The organism is Streptomyces lacrimifluminis (assembly GCF_014646095.1).
GTDB lineage: Bacteria > Actinomycetota > Actinomycetes > Streptomycetales > Streptomycetaceae > Streptomyces > Streptomyces lacrimifluminis.
The window spans coordinates 154,746-172,389 of record NZ_BMMU01000013.1; the positions used below are offsets into that span (position 1 = coordinate 154,746).

16 protein-coding genes and 1 pseudogene are annotated in these 17,644 nt (G+C 71.2%); 7 read left to right on the plus strand and 10 right to left on the minus strand.

What is annotated here, in order from left to right; genetic code table 11:
• Positions 1 to 165: 165 nt before the first annotated feature.
• Positions 166 to 3,474, plus strand: a complete 3,309-nt coding sequence (locus tag IEY89_RS20825; protein WP_189148957.1) for a S8 family serine peptidase — start codon at positions 166 to 168, stop codon at positions 3,472 to 3,474.
• A 63-nt stretch (positions 3,475 to 3,537) separates the two neighbouring features.
• On the opposite strand, the gene IEY89_RS20830 is transcribed toward IEY89_RS20825, so the two are convergent.
• Complete coding sequence (locus IEY89_RS20830; protein ID WP_189148958.1) at positions 3,538 to 4,353, minus strand: hypothetical protein; 816 nt, start codon at positions 4,351 to 4,353, stop codon at positions 3,538 to 3,540.
• A 1-nt stretch (position 4,354) separates the two neighbouring features.
• On the minus strand, positions 4,355 to 4,885 hold the full coding sequence (locus IEY89_RS20835; RefSeq protein ID WP_189148959.1) for a sigma-70 family RNA polymerase sigma factor: 531 nt from the start codon (positions 4,883 to 4,885) through the stop codon (positions 4,355 to 4,357).
• Between the two features lie 348 nt (positions 4,886 to 5,233).
• Here IEY89_RS20835 and IEY89_RS20840 point away from each other — a divergent pair, with 348 nt between their 5' ends.
• Positions 5,234 to 6,253, plus strand: coding sequence for an aspartate-semialdehyde dehydrogenase (locus tag IEY89_RS20840; RefSeq protein ID WP_189148960.1), 1,020 nt, complete (start codon positions 5,234 to 5,236; stop codon positions 6,251 to 6,253).
• A gap of 99 nt (positions 6,254 to 6,352) precedes the next feature.
• Here the strand turns inward: IEY89_RS20840 and IEY89_RS20845 are convergent, their stop codons facing one another.
• The 3 genes and pseudogenes from IEY89_RS20845 to IEY89_RS20855 form a co-directional block, all read right to left on the minus strand.
• Positions 6,353 to 6,700, minus strand: coding sequence for a type II toxin-antitoxin system PemK/MazF family toxin (locus IEY89_RS20845; RefSeq protein WP_308437453.1), 348 nt, complete (start codon positions 6,698 to 6,700; stop codon positions 6,353 to 6,355).
• Positions 6,687 to 6,917, minus strand: coding sequence for a ribbon-helix-helix domain-containing protein (locus IEY89_RS20850; protein WP_053741841.1), 231 nt, complete (start codon positions 6,915 to 6,917; stop codon positions 6,687 to 6,689). The genes IEY89_RS20845 and IEY89_RS20850 overlap by 14 nt, the downstream gene beginning before the upstream one ends.
• Positions 6,918 to 6,987: 70 nt before the next feature.
• Positions 6,988 to 7,445 (minus strand): annotated as a pseudogene (locus tag IEY89_RS20855) (DUF1203 domain-containing protein).
• 111 nt (positions 7,446 to 7,556) lie between these two features.
• On the opposite strand from IEY89_RS20855, the gene pepN reads away from it, so the two are divergent.
• Positions 7,557 to 10,139, plus strand: a complete 2,583-nt coding sequence (gene pepN, locus IEY89_RS20860) for an aminopeptidase N (protein WP_189148961.1) — start codon at positions 7,557 to 7,559, stop codon at positions 10,137 to 10,139.
• Positions 10,140 to 10,273: 134 nt separating this feature from the next.
• Here pepN and IEY89_RS20865 read toward each other — a convergent pair whose 3' ends face one another.
• Complete coding sequence (locus tag IEY89_RS20865; protein WP_189148962.1) at positions 10,274 to 11,281, minus strand: ArsR/SmtB family transcription factor; 1,008 nt, start codon at positions 11,279 to 11,281, stop codon at positions 10,274 to 10,276.
• Positions 11,282 to 11,426: 145 nt separating this feature from the next.
• Between IEY89_RS20865 and IEY89_RS20870 the strand changes: the two genes are divergently transcribed.
• The 3 genes from IEY89_RS20870 (at position 11,427) to IEY89_RS20880 (ending at position 13,129) form a co-directional block, all read left to right on the plus strand.
• On the plus strand, positions 11,427 to 11,876 hold the full coding sequence (locus IEY89_RS20870; RefSeq protein WP_189148963.1) for a peptidoglycan-binding domain-containing protein: 450 nt from the start codon (positions 11,427 to 11,429) through the stop codon (positions 11,874 to 11,876).
• 75 nt (positions 11,877 to 11,951) lie between these two features.
• Positions 11,952 to 12,335 carry a peptidoglycan-binding domain-containing protein gene (locus tag IEY89_RS20875; protein ID WP_189148964.1) on the plus strand — a complete coding sequence of 128 codons (384 nt, stop codon included), beginning with the start codon at positions 11,952 to 11,954 and terminating at the stop codon, positions 12,333 to 12,335.
• 35 nt (positions 12,336 to 12,370) lie between these two features.
• A complete protein-coding gene (locus tag IEY89_RS20880; RefSeq protein WP_189148965.1) occupies positions 12,371 to 13,129 on the plus strand; it encodes a peptidoglycan recognition protein family protein in 759 nt (252 codons plus the stop codon).
• Between the two features lie 27 nt (positions 13,130 to 13,156).
• On the opposite strand, the gene IEY89_RS20885 is transcribed toward IEY89_RS20880, so the two are convergent.
• Positions 13,157 to 14,089, minus strand: a complete 933-nt coding sequence (locus IEY89_RS20885) for an EamA family transporter (protein ID WP_189148966.1) — start codon at positions 14,087 to 14,089, stop codon at positions 13,157 to 13,159.
• 114 nt (positions 14,090 to 14,203) lie between these two features.
• Here IEY89_RS20885 and IEY89_RS20890 point away from each other — a divergent pair, with 114 nt between their 5' ends.
• Complete coding sequence (locus IEY89_RS20890; protein WP_189148967.1) at positions 14,204 to 14,713, plus strand: MarR family winged helix-turn-helix transcriptional regulator; 510 nt, start codon at positions 14,204 to 14,206, stop codon at positions 14,711 to 14,713.
• A gap of 98 nt (positions 14,714 to 14,811) precedes the next feature.
• Here the strand turns inward: IEY89_RS20890 and IEY89_RS20895 are convergent, their stop codons facing one another.
• From IEY89_RS20895 to IEY89_RS20905, 3 genes are all read right to left on the minus strand, one after another.
• Positions 14,812 to 15,075 carry a hypothetical protein gene (locus IEY89_RS20895; RefSeq protein ID WP_189148968.1) on the minus strand — a complete coding sequence of 88 codons (264 nt, stop codon included), beginning with the start codon at positions 15,073 to 15,075 and terminating at the stop codon, positions 14,812 to 14,814.
• A gap of 108 nt (positions 15,076 to 15,183) precedes the next feature.
• A complete protein-coding gene (malQ, locus tag IEY89_RS20900; protein ID WP_189148969.1) occupies positions 15,184 to 17,304 on the minus strand; it encodes a 4-alpha-glucanotransferase in 2,121 nt (706 codons plus the stop codon).
• Positions 17,305 to 17,520 (minus strand): hypothetical protein, encoded by a 216-nt coding sequence (locus IEY89_RS20905; RefSeq protein ID WP_373287267.1) that lies wholly within the window; start codon positions 17,518 to 17,520, stop codon positions 17,305 to 17,307. It abuts the gene before it with no gap.
• Positions 17,521 to 17,644: the final 124 nt, after the last annotated feature.

Below are 17,644 nucleotides of genomic sequence, written 5' to 3' on the forward strand. Positions count from 1 at the left end.
CGGGGGTTATCCCCACACGTTTATATAGTTTCGGTCAACCATCCCCAAACATCCGCCCCTTAGGTAAAGCTGTGTGATCGTCCGGTGTCTCGTTCCGGACGCTCTTGGCCAAGGTCGATCAACTCGGCCGCTCAACGCACGCTCCTTTACCTACAAGGGATGCCGATGACCCTCACCCCCCAGCGCACACCCATCTCGGGCGCGAGACGTGTGGCGCGCATAGCCGTCGCCGCCGGACTGGTGGCCGCGCTCTCCGCGGCAGGGCCCATACCCATGGCCTTCTCCGCTGACTCGGCGACGGACGCGGCCCCGGCCGACGGCTCCGTCAAGTCGGCACACGACAAGCTCGGTTCCGACGACGCCGAACTCCTCTCCGAGGCCAAGGCGGACGGCGACAAGGCCGTCACGATGATGATCGCCACCGCGCCGGGCCAGACCGAGCAGGTCGCCGCGCAGCTGGACGCGGTCCAGGGCGGCCTCGTCGGCCGGACCTTCGACAAGGTCGGCTACGTCCGGGCGACCGTTCCCACCACGAAGGCGGACGCGGCCATCGCCGCCGCCGTCAAGCTCTCCTCGGTGCACGGGATCGACCTGCGCCAGGACATCCCGCTGGACGACCCGACGCCGAGTGGCGACACCGCCTCCGCCCCCCAGGCGAGTGCCACCAAGACCTACGCGGCGCCGGACAAGAAGACCCCCGCCGAGAACCCGTACAACCCGTCCTTCGAGACGGGCGCCGTCGACTTCGTGAAGAAGAACCCGAAGGCGGACGGCCGGGGCATCACCATCGGCATCCTCGACTCCGGTGTGGACCTCGCGCACCCCGCGCTGCAGAAGACCACCACCGGCGAGCGCAAGATCGTCGACTGGGTGACGGCCACCGACCCGGTCGCCGACGGCGACGGCAGCTGGCTGCGGATGACGAGGGCGGTCTCCGGTCCGGCCTTCGTCATCACCACGGCCAGCCAGGGCACCGAGAACTTCACGGCGCCGGTCGGCGACCGCAAGTTCAGCTACTTCTCCGAGGCCATCACCGCCGGCGGCGACCAGCTCGGTGACGTCAACCGCGACGGCGACACGACCGACGTCTGGGGCGTGCTGTACGACGCCGCCACCGGCACGGTCACCGTCGACGTGAACGACAACCACGACTTCACCGACGACACGCCGATGAAGGCGTACAAGGACGGCTACCAGGTCGGCTACTTCGGGACGGACAACCCGGCGACCGACGTCGCCGAGCGCATCCCGTTCGTCGTCGAGGTCCGCAAGGACGTCGTCTACAACGCGGCCGGCGCCAAGGCCGACTACGCGAACATCGGCATCATCTCGTCCGAGCACGGCACCCACGTCGCCGGTATCACCGCGGCGAACAGCCTGTTCGGCGGCAAGATGAACGGTGCCGCGCCCGGCGCCAAGCTCGTGTCGTCCCGCGCCTGCCTCTTCGCTGCGGGATGCACCAACGTCGCGCTGACCGAGGGCATGATCGACCTCGTCGTCAACCGTGGCGTCGACATCGTCAACATGTCGATCGGCGGCCTCCCGGCGCTGAACGACGGCAACAACGCGCGCGCCGAGCTGTACACACGTCTGATCGACACGTACGGCGTCCAGCTCGTGATCTCCGCCGGCAACTCCGGCCCCGGTGCCAACACGATCGGTGACCCCGGTCTGGCCGACAAGGTCATCTCCGTCGGCGCGTCCATCTCCAAGGAGACCTGGGCGGCCAACTACGGCTCCGTCGTGGCGAAGAAGTACGCGATGATGCCGTTCTCCTCGCGCGGTCCGCGTGAGGACGGCGGCTTCACGCCGACGATCACCGCGCCCGGCGCCGCGATCAACACCACGCAGACCTGGCTGCCCGGCTCCCCGGTCGCCCAGGCGGGCTACACCCTCCCGGCCGGCTACTCGATGCTCCAGGGCACCTCGATGGCGTCCCCGCAGGCCGCCGGCGCCTCGGCGCTGCTGCTGTCGGCCGCCAAGGAGAAGGGCATCGCCCTCACCCCGGCCGACCTCCGTACGGCCCTGGTCTCGAACGCCGACCACATCAAGGGTGTGCAGGCGTACGAGGAGGGCGCGGGCCTCATCAACATCGTGGACGCGTGGAAGGCCATCAAGGACGGCGCCACCGCCCACGACTACACGGTCAAGGCCCCGGTCGACACCGCGATCGACTTCGCGCTGAAGACCCCGGGCTTCGGCACCGGCCTCTACGACCGCGAGGGCGGCCTCAAGGCCGGCGTCAAGAAGTCGTACGACATCACCGTGACGCGTACGTCCGGTCCCGCCAAGGCGATCCGGCACGAGCTGCACTTCGAGAACAACGCCGGTGACACCTTCAGGATCGTCGGTTCCGACGAGGTCAAGCTGGAGCTGAACAAGCCGGTCACCGTCAAGGTCGCCGCGAAGTCGGCCACGGCCGGCATCAAGAGCGCGATCCTTGAGGTCGACGACCCGAAGACCGAGGGCATCGACAAGCAGATCCTGACCACGGTCGTGGTGTCGGCGCCGCTCAAGTACACGTTCTCCGCGTCGAACTCGGTGCAGCGCAACAGCAACCAGTCCTACTTCGTGACCGTGCCCGAGGGCGCCAAGACCCTTGAGGTCGCGATCAGCGGACTGGCGGCCACCAGCCAGACCCGGTTCATCTCGATCCACCCGTACGGTGTCGCGGTCGAGGAGACCGGCACGCCGTACTGCTACAGCAACTTCCCGAACACCAACGGCTGCGCGCCCGACGTGCGTTCGTACCCGAACCCGCAGCCGGGTGTCTGGGAGGTCGAGGTCGAGTCGCGTCGTACGTCGCCGCTGCTCGACAACCCGTACAAGCTGAACGCCACCATCCTGGGCGCGACCTTCGACCCGGACGTCGTGACCGTTCCCGAGGCCAAGGTCGGCACGCCGATCGCCGCCTCCTGGAAGGTGACGAACGACCTCGCCCCGGTCGACGGCAAGCTGGTCGGCGGTCCGCTCGGCTCGTCCCTGAACGCCCGTCCGACCATCGCCGACGGTGAGACCCAGACGACCACGGTCGAGGTGCCCGCGGGCGCCGCGTCCCTGGACGTGGCCATCGGCAACGTCTCGGACACGGCCGCCGACCTGGACCTGGTCGTGTACAACGCGGCCGGCACCCCGGTCGGCACCTCCGCCGACGGCGACTCGGAGGAGGCGGTCTCCATCGCCTCGCCCGCCGCCGGCACGTACACCGTCGAGGTCATCGGCTACGCGATCCCGGCCGGTACGACCGCGTACGACTACCAGGACGTCTTCTACTCGGCCGCCCTGGGTTCCATCCAGGTCACGGACGCCCCGGTGAAGCTCGGCACGGGCGCCTCGGCGACCGTCTCCGGCGACATCGTCGCCTCGGCCGTCGCACCGGCCGGCCGTGAGTTCTTCGGCCAGGTGTCCCTGGTGAACGCGCACGGCACGGTCGCCGGTACCGGCAACGTGAAGATCGAGAAGGTCACGCCGTAGCGGTAGGCACGACCACAGGGCGGGCGTCCGGTACCTGGTACCGGGCGCCCGCCCCTTTTCGGTTCACCGGCAGGGCAGGGTGCGTGATTCCGGGAGCGCGGCCGTGATCCGGGCCCGTTCGGCGGCGATCTCCTTCTCGTCGGTGGTCCAGGTGTCGGGGGACGCGGCGCCCGTGGGGATGCCGACCAGCGTGTGGTCCCCCACGGCCGGCCGGGGATCGGCCTCCCGGTCCATCACGAACGTCACCTCGGCCGGGCCCTTGTCCGGCTTGTAGTAGCGGGTCACGCGCAGGGTGATCCGGTCCTGGCCGGTACCGGGTCCGGGGTCGACGGCGGTGACCGTGCCCTCGACGACCAGGCGGGCGCAGGCGAGCTGTCCCGGGCTGGTCAGGGCGCCCGAGCCGGCCCCGTCCTTGGCACCCATGCCGCTGTCGATGTCCGGGGCGGGCGAGTAGGACGGTCCGGCGTCGGCCGACGTGGACGCCCCCGAGTCCTCGGCCCCGTTCCCGGCCTGCGAGAGGAGCCACCCGGCCCCCGTGACCATGGTCCCCGCGGCGGTCACTGCGGCGACACCGAGGGCCAGGGTGCGCAGCGGACGCCAGTACGGCCGTTCCCGCACCGGAACCCGGACCGGCTTCGGCACCGACTTTCGTGCCGGCCCTCGCACCGCCGCCGATTTCGCCTCCGCTTCCGCCTCCGTGCGTTCCCGCGACGCCAGCGCTCCCCCGATGAGCCCCAACTGCTCGCGCAGCAGCGCCACATCGGCCGCCGCCGACCAGTGCTCGGCCATGAAGTCGGCGTCCGAGAGGGCCTCTTCGGGTAGCGGGTCGTCCGTCAGCGCGGCCATCAACGCGTCCACACCGTCGTATTCGGCGGCCATGTCACACCACCTCGTCCTCGTGCAGGCGGGCGCGCAATGCCCGTACCGCCGTGTGCAGCCTGCTCTTGACCGTGCCCTCCGGGATGCCCAGCTCCTCGGCGATCCCGCGTACCGGCAGGTCGGCGTAGAAGCGCAGGACCAGCACCTGGCGCTGGGGGTCGGGCAGGTCGTCGAGCCCCCGGGCCACCGCGAGGGAGAGCAGGCTCGTCTCCTCGCCGGAGGGGTGGGCCGCCGGCTGGCGCAGGGAGGCGAGCCGCTCCCCCAGCCGTTCCTGACGGCGCTTGGCCCGGTGCCAGTCCATGGCGAGGTTGGAGGCGACGACCGCCGCCCACGCCGACACGTCACGCGGTGCCTCGTGTCCGTTCGCCGTGCGTTCCAGCAGCCGCAGGCGGACCTGCTGTACCCCGTCCAGCAGGTCCGCCTGCGGCACGCCCCCGAGGGCGAGCACCGCTCGGACCCTGCGCTCCTGCGCGGGGTCCAGCGGGTCGCCGTGGTCGTCCTCCTGGACGCGCCGGGCCCTTCTTCGCAGCACAGCACCCTCCCCCTCGCCGCGTTTTTCCTACGACGCCGAGGGAGCCCGAAACGTTCGGCCACAGCGGAGACGTACGTCACACCGTTACCGAAGCGAGACCAGGACCTCGCCCGTCCCCGGTCGCCCAGGCCCGTACAGCTTGCGCCGGAGAGTCCGTGTCGGGCGGGTTTCTCCAGCTCAGGGTGGGTGCGGCCGGACGATCGCAACCGGGCGCTGCCCCTGTCCCGTCCCATTCCTCGGGCATGCCGGGCAAAGGATTGGACATGGTGCCCTGGGTGGGACGCATGATGGAAATGCGCCGGTCACGCAATCGGTCACGCAATACAGCGCCATACAGAAGGAGTCGCCGTGAGGGTCGGAATCGTCGGAGCCACCGGTCAGGTCGGCACGGTCATGCGCAGGATCCTCGTCGAGCGCGAGTTCCCGGTCGCCGAGCTGCGGCTGTTCGCGTCGGCGCGGTCCGCGGGGTCGGTCCTCGACGGTGTGACGGTGGAGGACGCGGCGACGGCCGACTACACCGGCCTCGACATCGTGCTGTTCTCGGCGGGCGGCACGACCTCGAAGGCGCTGGCGGAGAAGGTCGCCGCGCAGGGGGCCGTCGTGATCGACAACTCGTCGGCGTGGCGCCGGGACCCGGACGTACCCCTGGTCGTCTCCGAGGTGAACCCGCACGCGATCGTCGACCGCCCCAAGGGCATCATCGCCAACCCGAACTGCACGACGATGGCCGCGATGCCGGTCCTCCAGCCGCTGCACACGGAGGCGGGCCTGGAGGCGCTGGTCGTCGCGACGTACCAGGCGGTGTCCGGTTCGGGTGTGGCGGGTGTGGCGGAGCTGCACGGGCAGGCGCAGAAGGTGGTCGCCGACGCGGACAAGCTGACGCACGACGGTTCGGCGGTCGACTTCCCCGAGCCGCAGGTGTACAAGCGGCCGATCGCGTTCAACGTGCTGCCACTGGCGGGCAACGTGGTGGACGACGGCTCGTTCGAGACGGACGAGGAGCAGAAGCTGCGCAACGAGTCCCGCAAGATCCTGGAGATCCCGGGGCTGAAGGTGTCCGGTACGTGTGTCCGTGTGCCGGTGTTCTCGGGGCACTCCCTCCAGGTGAACGCGCGGTTCGCGCGTCCGCTGTCGGTGGAGCGGGCGACGGAGCTGCTGGCCGGTGCGCCCGGCGTCGTCCTGTCGGACATCCCGACCCCTCTCCAGGCGGCCGGCCAGGACGCGTCGTTCGTGGGCCGGATCCGCGCCGACGAGACGTCGGAGAACGGGCTCGCCTTCTTCGTCTCCAACGACAACCTCCGCAAGGGCGCCGCGCTGAACGCGGTGCAGATCGCGGAGCTGGTGGCAGTGGAGTTGGGCGGTAAGTAACCGCCCACCAGGTAGGAACAGCGAAGCTACCGTCAGTACGACTCAGGGGGTACCCACCGGCGACCGCAGCAACCGGTGGGCACCCCCTTCGTGCAGGGCTCAGAGTGCCAGGTGCCGCCGCAGTGCCACGTCGATCTCGGCCATCCGCTGCCGGGGTACGGAGCCGATCGCGCGCAACAGCCTCTCCGGCGCGAGGGCCCGCACCTGCTCGCACTGCACCTTCGAGTCCTTGGGCAGGCCGCACTCCGCCGCGGGCAGCAGCACCTGGAAGGGGTACACGCGCGAGGTGTTCGAGGTGAGCGGCACGAGCGTCACCACGCCGAGCCTCGTCCGCGCCACCGCGGCATTGGCTCCGTCGTTCGAGACGATCACGGCCGGCCGCGCCTTGTTGGCCTCGCTGCCGCGCGTCGGCTCGTAGTCGACCAGGTAGATGTCACCGCGCTTCATCAGTGAGCCCGTCCGCCGAGAACTGATCCCAGAACGCCGCGTCCTCACTGCCGTCCCATTCGGCGAAGGCCTCCGCGTACTCCTCCTCCAGCCGGGCGGCGCGCAGGAGTTCGATGGCGTCGTGTATCACCGCGGATCGCGACGCCGCCTCTGTTCTCTGCGCGTACTCGTCGACGAAGGAAACGTCCTCCTGAGGCAGACTCACACTGATCTTCATACCTCAACGGTAGCAGGGTAGGAAAACAGAGGCTACTTATCGCACTACTATTTGCCCCTTCACTCCACACTCAGCCCCTCCCCACCTCATACAGAAAGCACCCGTACTCCACCGCGCGCACAGGCACCACCGCCACCCCCGGATCACCGAACGCCGCCTCGAAGGCTCCGTCGTACCGCCGCAGCACCCTCCGCGCCCCCGCGAACGGGTACCCCTCCCCCGCCGCCGGCCCTCGCACGCCTCCGCGTGGATGAAGACCGGCCCCTGTTCGTCGTACGCGCGGAGGTCGGCCCCCGCCCGTGCCGCCCACCGACGCAGCGGGGCGTAGGAGACGAGGGCGACGCACTCCCCCGGGATGGTGTGGCGCGGGCAGCAGCGGAGCGGTGAGCCGCCCTCGGTGTCGGTCTCGGGAACCAACTCGCGCCCCGCATCGTCAGCAGAACGCAGCCCCTTGAGGATCAGTGGACCAATGGGGCGCACGGCGTATGTGATGCGTGCCTTCGCGCGTGTTGTCGTGTGCGTCGTCATGGCTCCACGTTCGCGCCTGTCCACCCCGCTCACCGGCGGGTTCCGGACATCGCGTCGGCCGCGGATCCCATGGAAGGATGGCGCAACCCACACATACGAGGAGATGACCGCGTGCCTGGCACAAACCTGACCCGCGAAGAGGCGCAAGCGCGGGCGAAGCTGCTCACCGTTGACTCGTACGAGATCGAGCTCGATCTCTCCGGCGCACAGGAGGGCGGCACCTACAGGTCCGTGACCACGGTGCGCTTCGACTCCGCCGAGACCGGCGCGGAGTCCTTCATCGACCTGGTGGCCCCGGCCGTACACGAGGTCACGCTCAACGGGGACGCGCTCGACCCCGACGAGGTCTTCAAGGATTCCCGGATCGCGCTGCCGGGACTGCTGGCGGGCCGCAACGTGCTGCGCGTCGTCGCCGACTGCGCCTACACCAACACCGGCGAGGGCCTGCATCGATTTGTCGACCCCGTCGACCAGCAGGCCTATCTCTACACCCAGTTCGAGGTGCCGGACGCCCGCCGCGTGTTCGCGTCGTTCGAGCAGCCGGACCTCAAGGCGACCTTCCGGTTCACGGTGACCGCGCCGTCCGGCTGGACCGTCATCTCCAACTCGCCGACGCCCGAGCCCAAGGACGACGTCTGGCACTTCGAGCCGACGCCCCGTATCTCCACGTACATCACCGCGCTCATCGTCGGGCCGTACCACTCGGTCCACAGTGTGTACGAGGCGGACGGGCAGACCGTTCCGCTCGGTATCTACTGCCGGCCCTCGCTCGCCGAGTTCCTCGACTCCGACGCCATCTTCGCGGTGACCCGGCAGGGCTTCGAGTGGTTCCAGGAGAAGTTCGACTACGCGTACCCGTTCAAGAAGTACGACCAGCTGTTCGTTCCCGAGTTCAACGCCGGTGCCATGGAGAACGCGGGCGCGGTCACGATCCGCGACCAGTACGTGTTCCGGTCGAAGGTCACCGACGCCGCGTACGAGACGCGCGCCGAGACGATCCTGCACGAGCTGGCGCACATGTGGTTCGGTGACCTCGTCACCATGGAGTGGTGGAACGACCTGTGGCTGAACGAGTCGTTCGCCACCTACACCTCCATCGCCTGCCAGGCGTACGCCCCCGGCTCGCGCTGGCCGCACTCCTGGACCACCTTCGCCAACTCCATGAAGACGTGGGCCTACCGCCAGGACCAGCTGCCGTCCACCCACCCGATCATGGCCGAGATCCGCGACCTCGACGACGTCCTCGTCAACTTCGACGGCATCACGTACGCCAAGGGTGCCTCCGTACTGAAGCAGCTCGTCGCGTACGTCGGCACGGACGCGTTCTTCGCGGGCGTGCAGGCCTACTTCAAGCAGCACGCGTACGGCAACACGCGGCTCAGCGACCTGCTGGGCGCCCTGGAGGAGACCTCCGGGCGCGACCTGAAGGCATGGTCGAAGTCGTGGCTGGAAACTGCCGGTATCAACATCCTGCGTCCCGAGATCGAGACGGACGCGAACGGGGTCATCACCTCCTTCGCCATCCGCCAGGAGGCGCCCGCGCTTCCCGCGGGCGCCAAGGGCGAGCCGACGCTCCGTCCGCACCGTATCGCCGTCGGTCTGTACGACCTCGACGACGAGAGCGGCAAGCTGGTCCGTGACGACGAGAGCGGGCGCATCGAGCTGGACGTCGACGGCGAGCTGACGGCCGTACCGGAGCTGGTCGGCAGGCGTCGTCCGGCCGTGGTCCTGCTCAACGACGACGACCTGTCGTACTCCAAGGTCCGCCTCGACGACGCGTCCCTCGCGTTCGTCACCGAGCACCTGGGCGACTTCGAGGCCTCCCTCCCGCGCGCGCTGTGCTGGGCCTCCGCCTGGGACATGACCCGTGACGCCGAGCTGGCCACCCGCGACTACCTCTCCCTCGTCCTGTCGGGCATCGGCAAGGAGTCCGACATCGGCGTCGTGCAGTCGCTCCAGCGGCAGGTGAAGCTGGCGATCGACCTGTACGCCGATCCGGCCGCCCGCGAATCCCTGCAGACCCGCTGGACGGACGCGACGCTGGCCCACCTCCGGACGGCCGAGGCGGGCTCCGACCACCAGCTGGCCTGGGCCCGCGCCTTCGCGGCCACGGCCCGTACGCCGGAGCAGCTGGACCTGCTGGGCGCGCTGCTGGAAGGCACGCAGACCATCGAGGGGCTGGCCGTCGACACCGAGCTGCGCTGGTCGTTCGTCCAGCGGCTGGCGGCCGTCGGGCGCTTCGACGAGGACGAGATCGCCGGCGAGTACGAGCGGGACAGGACGGCCGCCGGCGAGCGTCACGCCGCCACCGCCCGGGCGGCCCGTCCGACCCCGGAGGCCAAGGCCGAGGCCTGGGCGTCGGTCATCGAGTCCGACAAGCTGCCGAACGCGGTCCAGGAGGCGGTGATCGGGGGCTTCGTCCAGACCGACCAGCGCGAGCTGCTGGAGCCGTACACCGACAAGTACTTCGCGGTGCTCAAGGAGGCCTGGGACTCGCGCTCGCACGAGATCGCCCAGCAGATCGCCATCGGCCTCTACCCGGCCCTCCTGGTGTCCCAGGAGACCCTGGCGAAGACGGACGCCTGGCTGGCCGCCGCCGAGCCGAGCGCGGCCCTGCGCCGCCTTGTCTCGGAGTCCCGTTCCGGTGTCGAGCGTGCGCTCAGGGCACAGGCGGCGGACGCGGCTGCCGCGTAGGAGCGGCAGGCGGTGGTACGGAGTCGGGGGCGCTCTGCGGTCCACGGACCCGGTGGTCCGGGCCCGGCAGGGCGCCCCGACGCCTCGTACCCGTCCCCGTACGCGTGCTCGTGCTCGCGCCGCGCCGCGCCGCGTCAGACCGGGGCCGTTCGGGGGTTCTGTCCGCCGGCCCGCAGCAGGGCGGCGCCCGTGGGCGTCAGGGTGTGCAGGACGACCGGGCCGTGGCGGTGGCTGACGACGAGGCCGGCGTCGCGCAGCACGGTGGTGTGGCGGGTCGCCGACGCCGCCGAGACACCCGCGGCACGGGCGAGTTCGCCGGTCGTGGCGGCGGTCGCCGTCGCCCGGAGGATGACGGCGCGGGTGTCGCCCAGGAGTGCGGGCAGCGCGGCCCGGGGCTTCTGGGCACCGGTCTCGTCGGTGCGGGAGGCCGCGTGGCGCAGCGGGTAGGCGAGGACGGGCGGGAGATCCGCGTCGGCCAGCGACACCGGGCCGCCCCAGCAGAAGTACGAGGGGACGAGCGTCAGACCGCGCCCGTCCAGGTGCAGATCACGGTCCTCGCAGTAGTCGACCTCCAGCGTCGGACGCCGCCAGCGCATGTACGGCCCCAGCCCGGCCAGGAGCCCGTCCGTGCCGCCGTCCAGCAGGTTTCGGGCGCGGGCGGAGCGGTCCGCGTCTATGTGCGCCTGAATGTGATCGGCGTGGGGACGGATGGCGACGTCGTAATACGTCCGGATCGTTCGGACAAATTCCTCGCGCGGCCCGTTGTCGGCCAATTGCCGGGTCCAGGCGGGAGCGCCGTTCGCCCGGTCCAGGATGTTCAGTTCCCGTAGTACGCGCTGTCGGGGTATGTCGAGGATCGCCTCCAGCCCCGCGTCCAGGCCTTCGGACGCCTCACTGGGCGTGAGGAAATCCGGAAAATAGGTTCCCCCCGGATAAAGGGGGCGTAACACGTTTCGGACAACAGGCGCGAGGCCCTTCGCGTAGAGCGCCTCGCGGGCGCTCCGGTGCCAACCGGCGTATGCCCACAGGCCCCTGCGGCTCTCGAAACGCCGCAGGCTGAAGCAGATCTCCCAGAACGGATCCGGCCTGGTCGCCACCTGAACACGCGCGAGATCGGCATCCGTGAAATGGATTCGGAGCATTTAATTCCCCTAGCTGACCACGGCTTTTACGCTCAGGCGGAAAAGTATGTCGATGCCGGGAGGAGGCTGACAAGGTCGTATCAGAAGCCGCTCACGGATCGTCCGAAAACAGATCCGTGCGACCAACGACCCTCTGGGGGAACGAATGCGACCGAGCATTTTGACCAGGTCATTCATCAGTGCCGCCACCGTCGCCGCGATCGCCGGCGGAAGCCTGCTGGGCACGAGCGTCGGGTTCGCGGCTGCCGCGCCGGCCACCGCGCCCGCGGCGAGTGCCCAGTCCGTCAGCATCCTCGCGACCCAGAACTTCGGTCTCAGCAGCGCGCAGGCCAAGAGGGTCCAGGGCTGGCTGGCGACGTACTGGGACTACAACGACAGCATCGACGGGCAGCTCGGCACCAACAGCTGGAAGGCCTTCCAGCGCTGCCTCAAGACGTACTGGGGCTACACCGGCGCGATCGACGGAGACCCCGGCGTCAACACGATCAAGGCGCTGCAGCGCCTGCTGCAGGGCTACGGCTACACGGGGGCCATCGACGGGGACGCCGGCTCGGGTACCCGCGCCGCGTTCAAGAACTTCGCCGACTCACGCTGAGTTCCGGCCGGGCGGCGTGTCCCGACGGGGGACGGGACACGCCGCCGGGCCGGCCGGGCTTTCTGGGGAGACAGCATGCGCACACGCGTCCACCGTTCGGCTCTCGTCCACGGCGCCGCCGTACTGGCCGCGGGAGCGGCACTTCTCACCGGCTCCCCCACGGCGAACGCCGCAGCGGCCGAGACCAACTGCAACCACATCGACGACGCCGCCCGGCCCACCGTCGAGCCCGGCAGCACGGGGAACGCGGTGCGTCAGGTGCAGTGCCTCGTCAACTACTACAGCGGTTACCCCAACTGGCTGGAGGAGGACGGGGGTTACGGCCCGAGGACGCTGGACGGCGTCCACTGGGTGCAGACCTGCAACGAGACCACGGGCGGCGCGGACGGCGTCGTGGGCCCCAGCACCTGGTCCCGGCTCTACGCCCCGAAGGACGCCTGCGCCATCTCGGCCCTCTAGGGCCTGTCGTCAACCAGCCCGACAGGAAGAGCCCCATGACGCGAATCCCGGACCGCCCCGGCTCCCGCAGCACCGCACAGCCGGTTGCCCCGTTGCCCCGGCGGGCGTTCCTGACCGCCCTCGGCGCCGGTGCCGCGCTGAGCACGGTGTCCCGGCCGGCCTCGGCCGCACCCGCCGCCTCCACCGCCGCCTCGTACACGCTGCTGTCCCGTGCGGACTGGGGCGCCGACGAGACACTGCGCTTCGCCGCCGGGACCGAGCGCTGGCCGTCCGAGTACTACCCGGTCCAGACGCTCACCGTCCACCACACCGCCGACGGCAGCACCGACCCGGACCCGGCCGCCGTGGTGCGTGCCATCTACCGCACCAACGCCGCCGCATACGGCGACATGGGCTACAACTACCTGATCGACGCGGGCGGTCTGGTGTACGAGGGCCGCTGGTCCGGCACCGACGGCACGCCCGCGCACGACGCCTCGGGGCGAATGGTCACGGGGGCGCACGTCCAGGGCTTCAACTCCGGGAACATCGGCATAGCCCTGCTGGGAACGCTGACCACCACGCCCGCGTCGACCGCCGCGCGCACCGCCCTGGACCGGCTCCTGGCCGATCTCGCCGGGCGGCACTCACTCGCCCCCCTGGGCAAGGTGGTCTACGTCAATCCCGTCAGCGGGGTCAGCCGGCCCGCGCCGGTCATCGGCGGCCACCGCCACTGGGCCGCCACCGACTGCCCCGGCACGCTGTACACCGCGATGCCGTCGATCCGCGACGAGGTCGCCGCCCTGCTCGCCTGACCACCGTCCGACCGCCCGACCGCCGGTTCACCGGCGTGACGCCACCACGGGAACCCGAGCCGCTCCGGAGCCGGACACCGCCCCCTGAGCGGCCCTGCGCACCCCGGTCTGCCCCACCACGGTCGCTCCGAACGCCAGCCCCATGCCCACCAGTTGGACCGGCGTCAGGGCCTGGCCGAGGGCTGCCCAGCCGATGACCGCGGCGGCCAGCGGGGACAGCGGACCGAGGAAGGTGACCTGGGTCGCGGTGAGCCGGCCGATGCCGCGGAACCAGAGCCAGTACGCCACCGCCGTGTTCGCCAGCGCGAGGTAGAGGTACCCGGCGGCGGCCCTGCCGTCCAGCGCGGGCGGAGCACCCTCGACGAGCAGGGCGAGGGGCGCGATGAGCAGGCCTCCGGCGGTCAGCTGCCAGCCGGTGAGGGCGAGCGGACCCACGCCGTCCGGGCGGCCCCAGCGCTTCGTCAGGACGATGCCCGCCGACATTGACGCGGTGGAGGCGAGGGCTGCCAGCACACCCAGGGCATCCAGTCCCCCGGCCGCCTTCAGCACGACCAGACTGACGCCGAGCGCCGCCGCGACTCCGGTGAGCAGGGTGCGTACGGTCGGACGCTCGCCCAGGAGCACCGCCGCGAGCCCGGCGACGAACAGCGGGCCGACCGACCCGACGGCCGCCGCCATACCGCCCGGCAGCCGGTACGCGGACAGGAACAGCAGCGGGAAGAAGGCGCCGATGTTGAACGCGCCCAGGACCGCGGCCTTCCACCACCAGGCGCCGCGCGGCAGCACCCGGGTCAGCGCGAGCAGGACGAGACCGGCGGGCAGGGCGCGCAGCAGGCCGGTGAAGAGGGGCCGGTCGGGCGGGAGGAACTCCGTGGTGACCGCGTAGGTGGTTCCCCAGGAGACGGGCGCGAGGGCCGTGAGGGCGATGACGGGGACGAGGGCGGAGCGGTTCGCGGGCATGGACGCACCCTTCGAAGTAGGTCGGCAATAAGTAGCTTAGTCCTAAGCGACTTAGCGTCAAGCTACTTTCTCGCGAGTGACCCTTCGGCCCGGATTTTCGGCCATACTCGGCCCATGAGTGCACAGCCGCCGCAGCGCAGGGACCCCGTCGACGCGATCATCGACCAGTGGGCGGTGGTCAGGCCCGACCTCGACACCGCCGCGATGGAGGTCTTCGGCCGTGTCTACCGGCTCGCGCGCGCCATGGGCGACCGGACGGAGAAGGCGTACGCGCGGTTCGGGATCGCGCGCGGTGAGTTCGACGTGCTCGCGACCCTGCGGCGGGCGGGCGAGCCGTACACGCTCTCGCCGCGTCAGCTGTCGTCGACGCTGATGCTCACCACCGGTGGGATGACCGGCCGCCTGGACAAGCTGGAACGAGCCGGGCTGCTGCGCCGCTCCCCCGACCCCCATGACCGGCGCGGTCTCCACGTCACCCTCACCGAGGAGGGACTGAGCCGCGTCGACGAAGCGGTCGGCGCCGGCCTCGCCGCCCAGACGGAGGCCCTGGCCGCCCTCGGCACCGAGCGGGCCGGCCAACTGGCCGACCTGCTGCGGGAGCTGCTGGCGGCGACGGACGGCTGAGCACACGCCGAGGGCGCCGTTTCCGCCCCATGGCTGGTGGGACGAGAACGGCGCCCTCGGAACGAGAGATCAGGCCGTGGCCCGGGCGGACCCGGAGATCAGGCCTTCGCCTTGACGGGCTTGGCGGCCTTCGGAGCGCGGTCCGTGGACTTGTCCAGGACCATCACCAGGCCCGCGATGACCGCGAACAGAGCGATCGGGGCGACCACGTAATAGCCCAGCGTCTCGATGACGCTCAGGCCAGGGCCGGGGTCGTCACCGTCGTCGCGGGTGAGCGCGAGCGCGGGAGACGTCATGAGCAGCATCATCAGCGTCGTACCGGCGACCAGGGCGCCGGCGCGCAGGGCGTTCGTCTTGTCCACGGTGCAAAAGTAGCGAACGCCCTGCGGGGCCGCGCGCCCGGGGTGCCGTATGAGGGGTGCGGGCGCCCCGCGAAGGGCCCGAGGCGCCCGTCGGCGCCGCGGGAACACTCAGGGAGCCCCTTCCCGCAGCACCTCCATCAGCGCCCACAGCCGCGACGAGCCCGCCAGCTCCTCCAGCGTCACCGGCCGGCCCTCCGCGTCGGCGATGGGCAGCCGCCAGTTCGGGTACTGGTTCCACGTACCCGGCAGGTTCTGCGGGCGGCGGTCGCCGACGCCGTCCGGGAGCCAGACGCCGATCATGCGGGCCGGGGTGCGGAGCAGGAAGCGGTGGACGGCCTGGATCTCGGCCTCCTCCGCGAGACCTCCGCTGCCCCCCGTCAGCAGTCCGAGACGGGAGAGCAGGGTCAGCCACTCGTTCGTGTCGGCGGCGGCGAGGGCCCGCTCCTGAGCCAGGGGGGTGGTCAACAGGCCCAGCCGGTCACGGAGTTCGACGTGGTCGCCGGCGAGACGGGAGGCCGTCGGCGGCAGATCGTGGGTGGTGACGGTGGCGAGGCAGTCGGCGCGCCAGTGCGCGGGGGGCAGGGGGCGCCCGCCGCCGTTCCAGTCCCGTTCGAACCACAGCACGGACGTACCGAGCACCCCGCGCTCGTGCAGCGTCTCCCGGACCCCCGGCTCCACGGTCCCCAGGTCCTCGCCGATCACGACCGCCCCGGCACGCGAGGCCTCCAGCGCGAAAACGGCGAGCATGGCCTCGGCGTCGTACCGGACGTACGCCCCCTCCGTCGGCGCCAGCCCCTGGGGCACCCACCAGAGCCGGAAGAGGCCCATGACGTGGTCGATGCGCAGGGCGCCCGCGTAGCCGAAGAGGGACCGCAGCAGCTGGCGGTAAGGGGCGTAGCCGGACTCGGCCAGGCGGTCCGGTCGCCAGGGCGGCAGGCCCCAGTCCTGGCCGCGCGCGTTGAACGCGTCCGGGGGCGCGCCGACCGACATGCCGGCCGCGAAGTACTCCTGCTGCGCCCACGCGTCGGCGCCTCCGGGATGCACCCCGACGGCGAGGTCGTGCACGATCCCGACCGGCATGCCCGCCTCGCGTGCCGTCCGCTGGGCGTCGGCGAGCTGGGTGTCGGTGAGCCAGGCGAGGCGGGAGTGGAAGTCGACGCGGTCCATCAGCTCGCCCCGGGCGCGGGCGGTTTCGGCCGACCGGGGGTCCTGAAGGCCGGCCGGCCAGCGCGACCAGTCGGAGCCGTAGGTCTCGGCCAGCGCGCACCAGGTGGCGTGGTCCTCCAGCGGCTCGCCGGCCCGCGCGAGGAAGTCGGAGTACGCCGCCTGCCGCCCGGGCCCGAGCGGTACGGCGCACACCAGTTCCAGTGCCTCGCGCTTGAGTTCCCACACGGCGTCCCGGTCGATCAGCTCGCCCTTGTCCAGCACCGACTCCCGCAGCCGCGCGGCCCGCTCCAGCAGCCCGCGCACCCGCTCCCGGTGCTCCGGCTCCTCGATGTACGCGAACTCGGGGATGCCCTCGACCCGCAGATGGACGGGATCGGGGAAGCGACGGGAGGACGGCCGGTAGGGGGACGGGTCGGTCGGCGCCCCGGGAACGGCCGCGTGCAACGGGTTGACCTGCACGAATCCCGCACCCAGCGCCCGCCCGGCCCAGTCGCTCAGCTCACCGAGGTCACCCAGGTCGCCCATGCCCCAGGAGCGCCGGGAGAGGAGGGAGTAGAGCTGGACGAGGAGGCCGTACGAGCGTCCGGTGGGGGTGGGCAGCCGGGCCGGGGCGACGACTAGGTGGGCGCGGGCGGTGCGGCCGTCGGGCGCGACGGCCTCCAGCGCGTGGATACCGGGCGGGAGTCCGTCGACCGAGTCGCTGCTCCCGCCCTGTTCGGTGCTGATGTGCAGACGGGTGCCCTCGGGCAGTCCGGCCAGCGCGTTCGCCGAACCGTCGGCGCCGCACACCACCGTGGGCGGCAGCAGCCGCGCCGCCAGTTCCCGTTCCCGGGCGGCGAGGGCGGCCCGTACGGCCTCCGGGGTGACCGCGTCGACGCCGAGCGCGGCCAGTACGGCGACGAGCGCGGAGTCGGAGGCGGCGACCGCGTGGTCCGGGGAGGGGCTGAAGGAGGGGGCGACGCCGTGCAGCTCGGCGAGACGGGCGAGCGCGAGCCGTTCCCCGGCCCGGCTCTCGCCGCCCTCGTGGCCCTCGGCGGGTTCGGCCGGCCCGTGTGCGGACATCTACAGCCCCGCGAGGTCCGACAGCGCCGGGACCGGGCCCTCGTACAGCCCTGTGGGGTCCGCTTCGGCGTCGGCGTGCTCGCTCGTCATGGCCTCGGCGTCGGCGAGCGGGGGCTCGCTGGTGAGGGGCTCGGCGGCGGGCAGCGGCGGCTCGCTGGTGAGCGGCGCCTCGGTGGCGGCGCTCTCGGCGCTGAAGATGTGGGCCGGTACGGCCACGGAGGCCTCCTTGTCGCGTACGACGGCTGACGGCGGTTGGCGGGTTTCATCCGCAGCCCTACCCAGTGGGCGCGCCCGCAGACGTGTAGGAACGGACGAACCACGGCGTCTCCGGTCACATTCC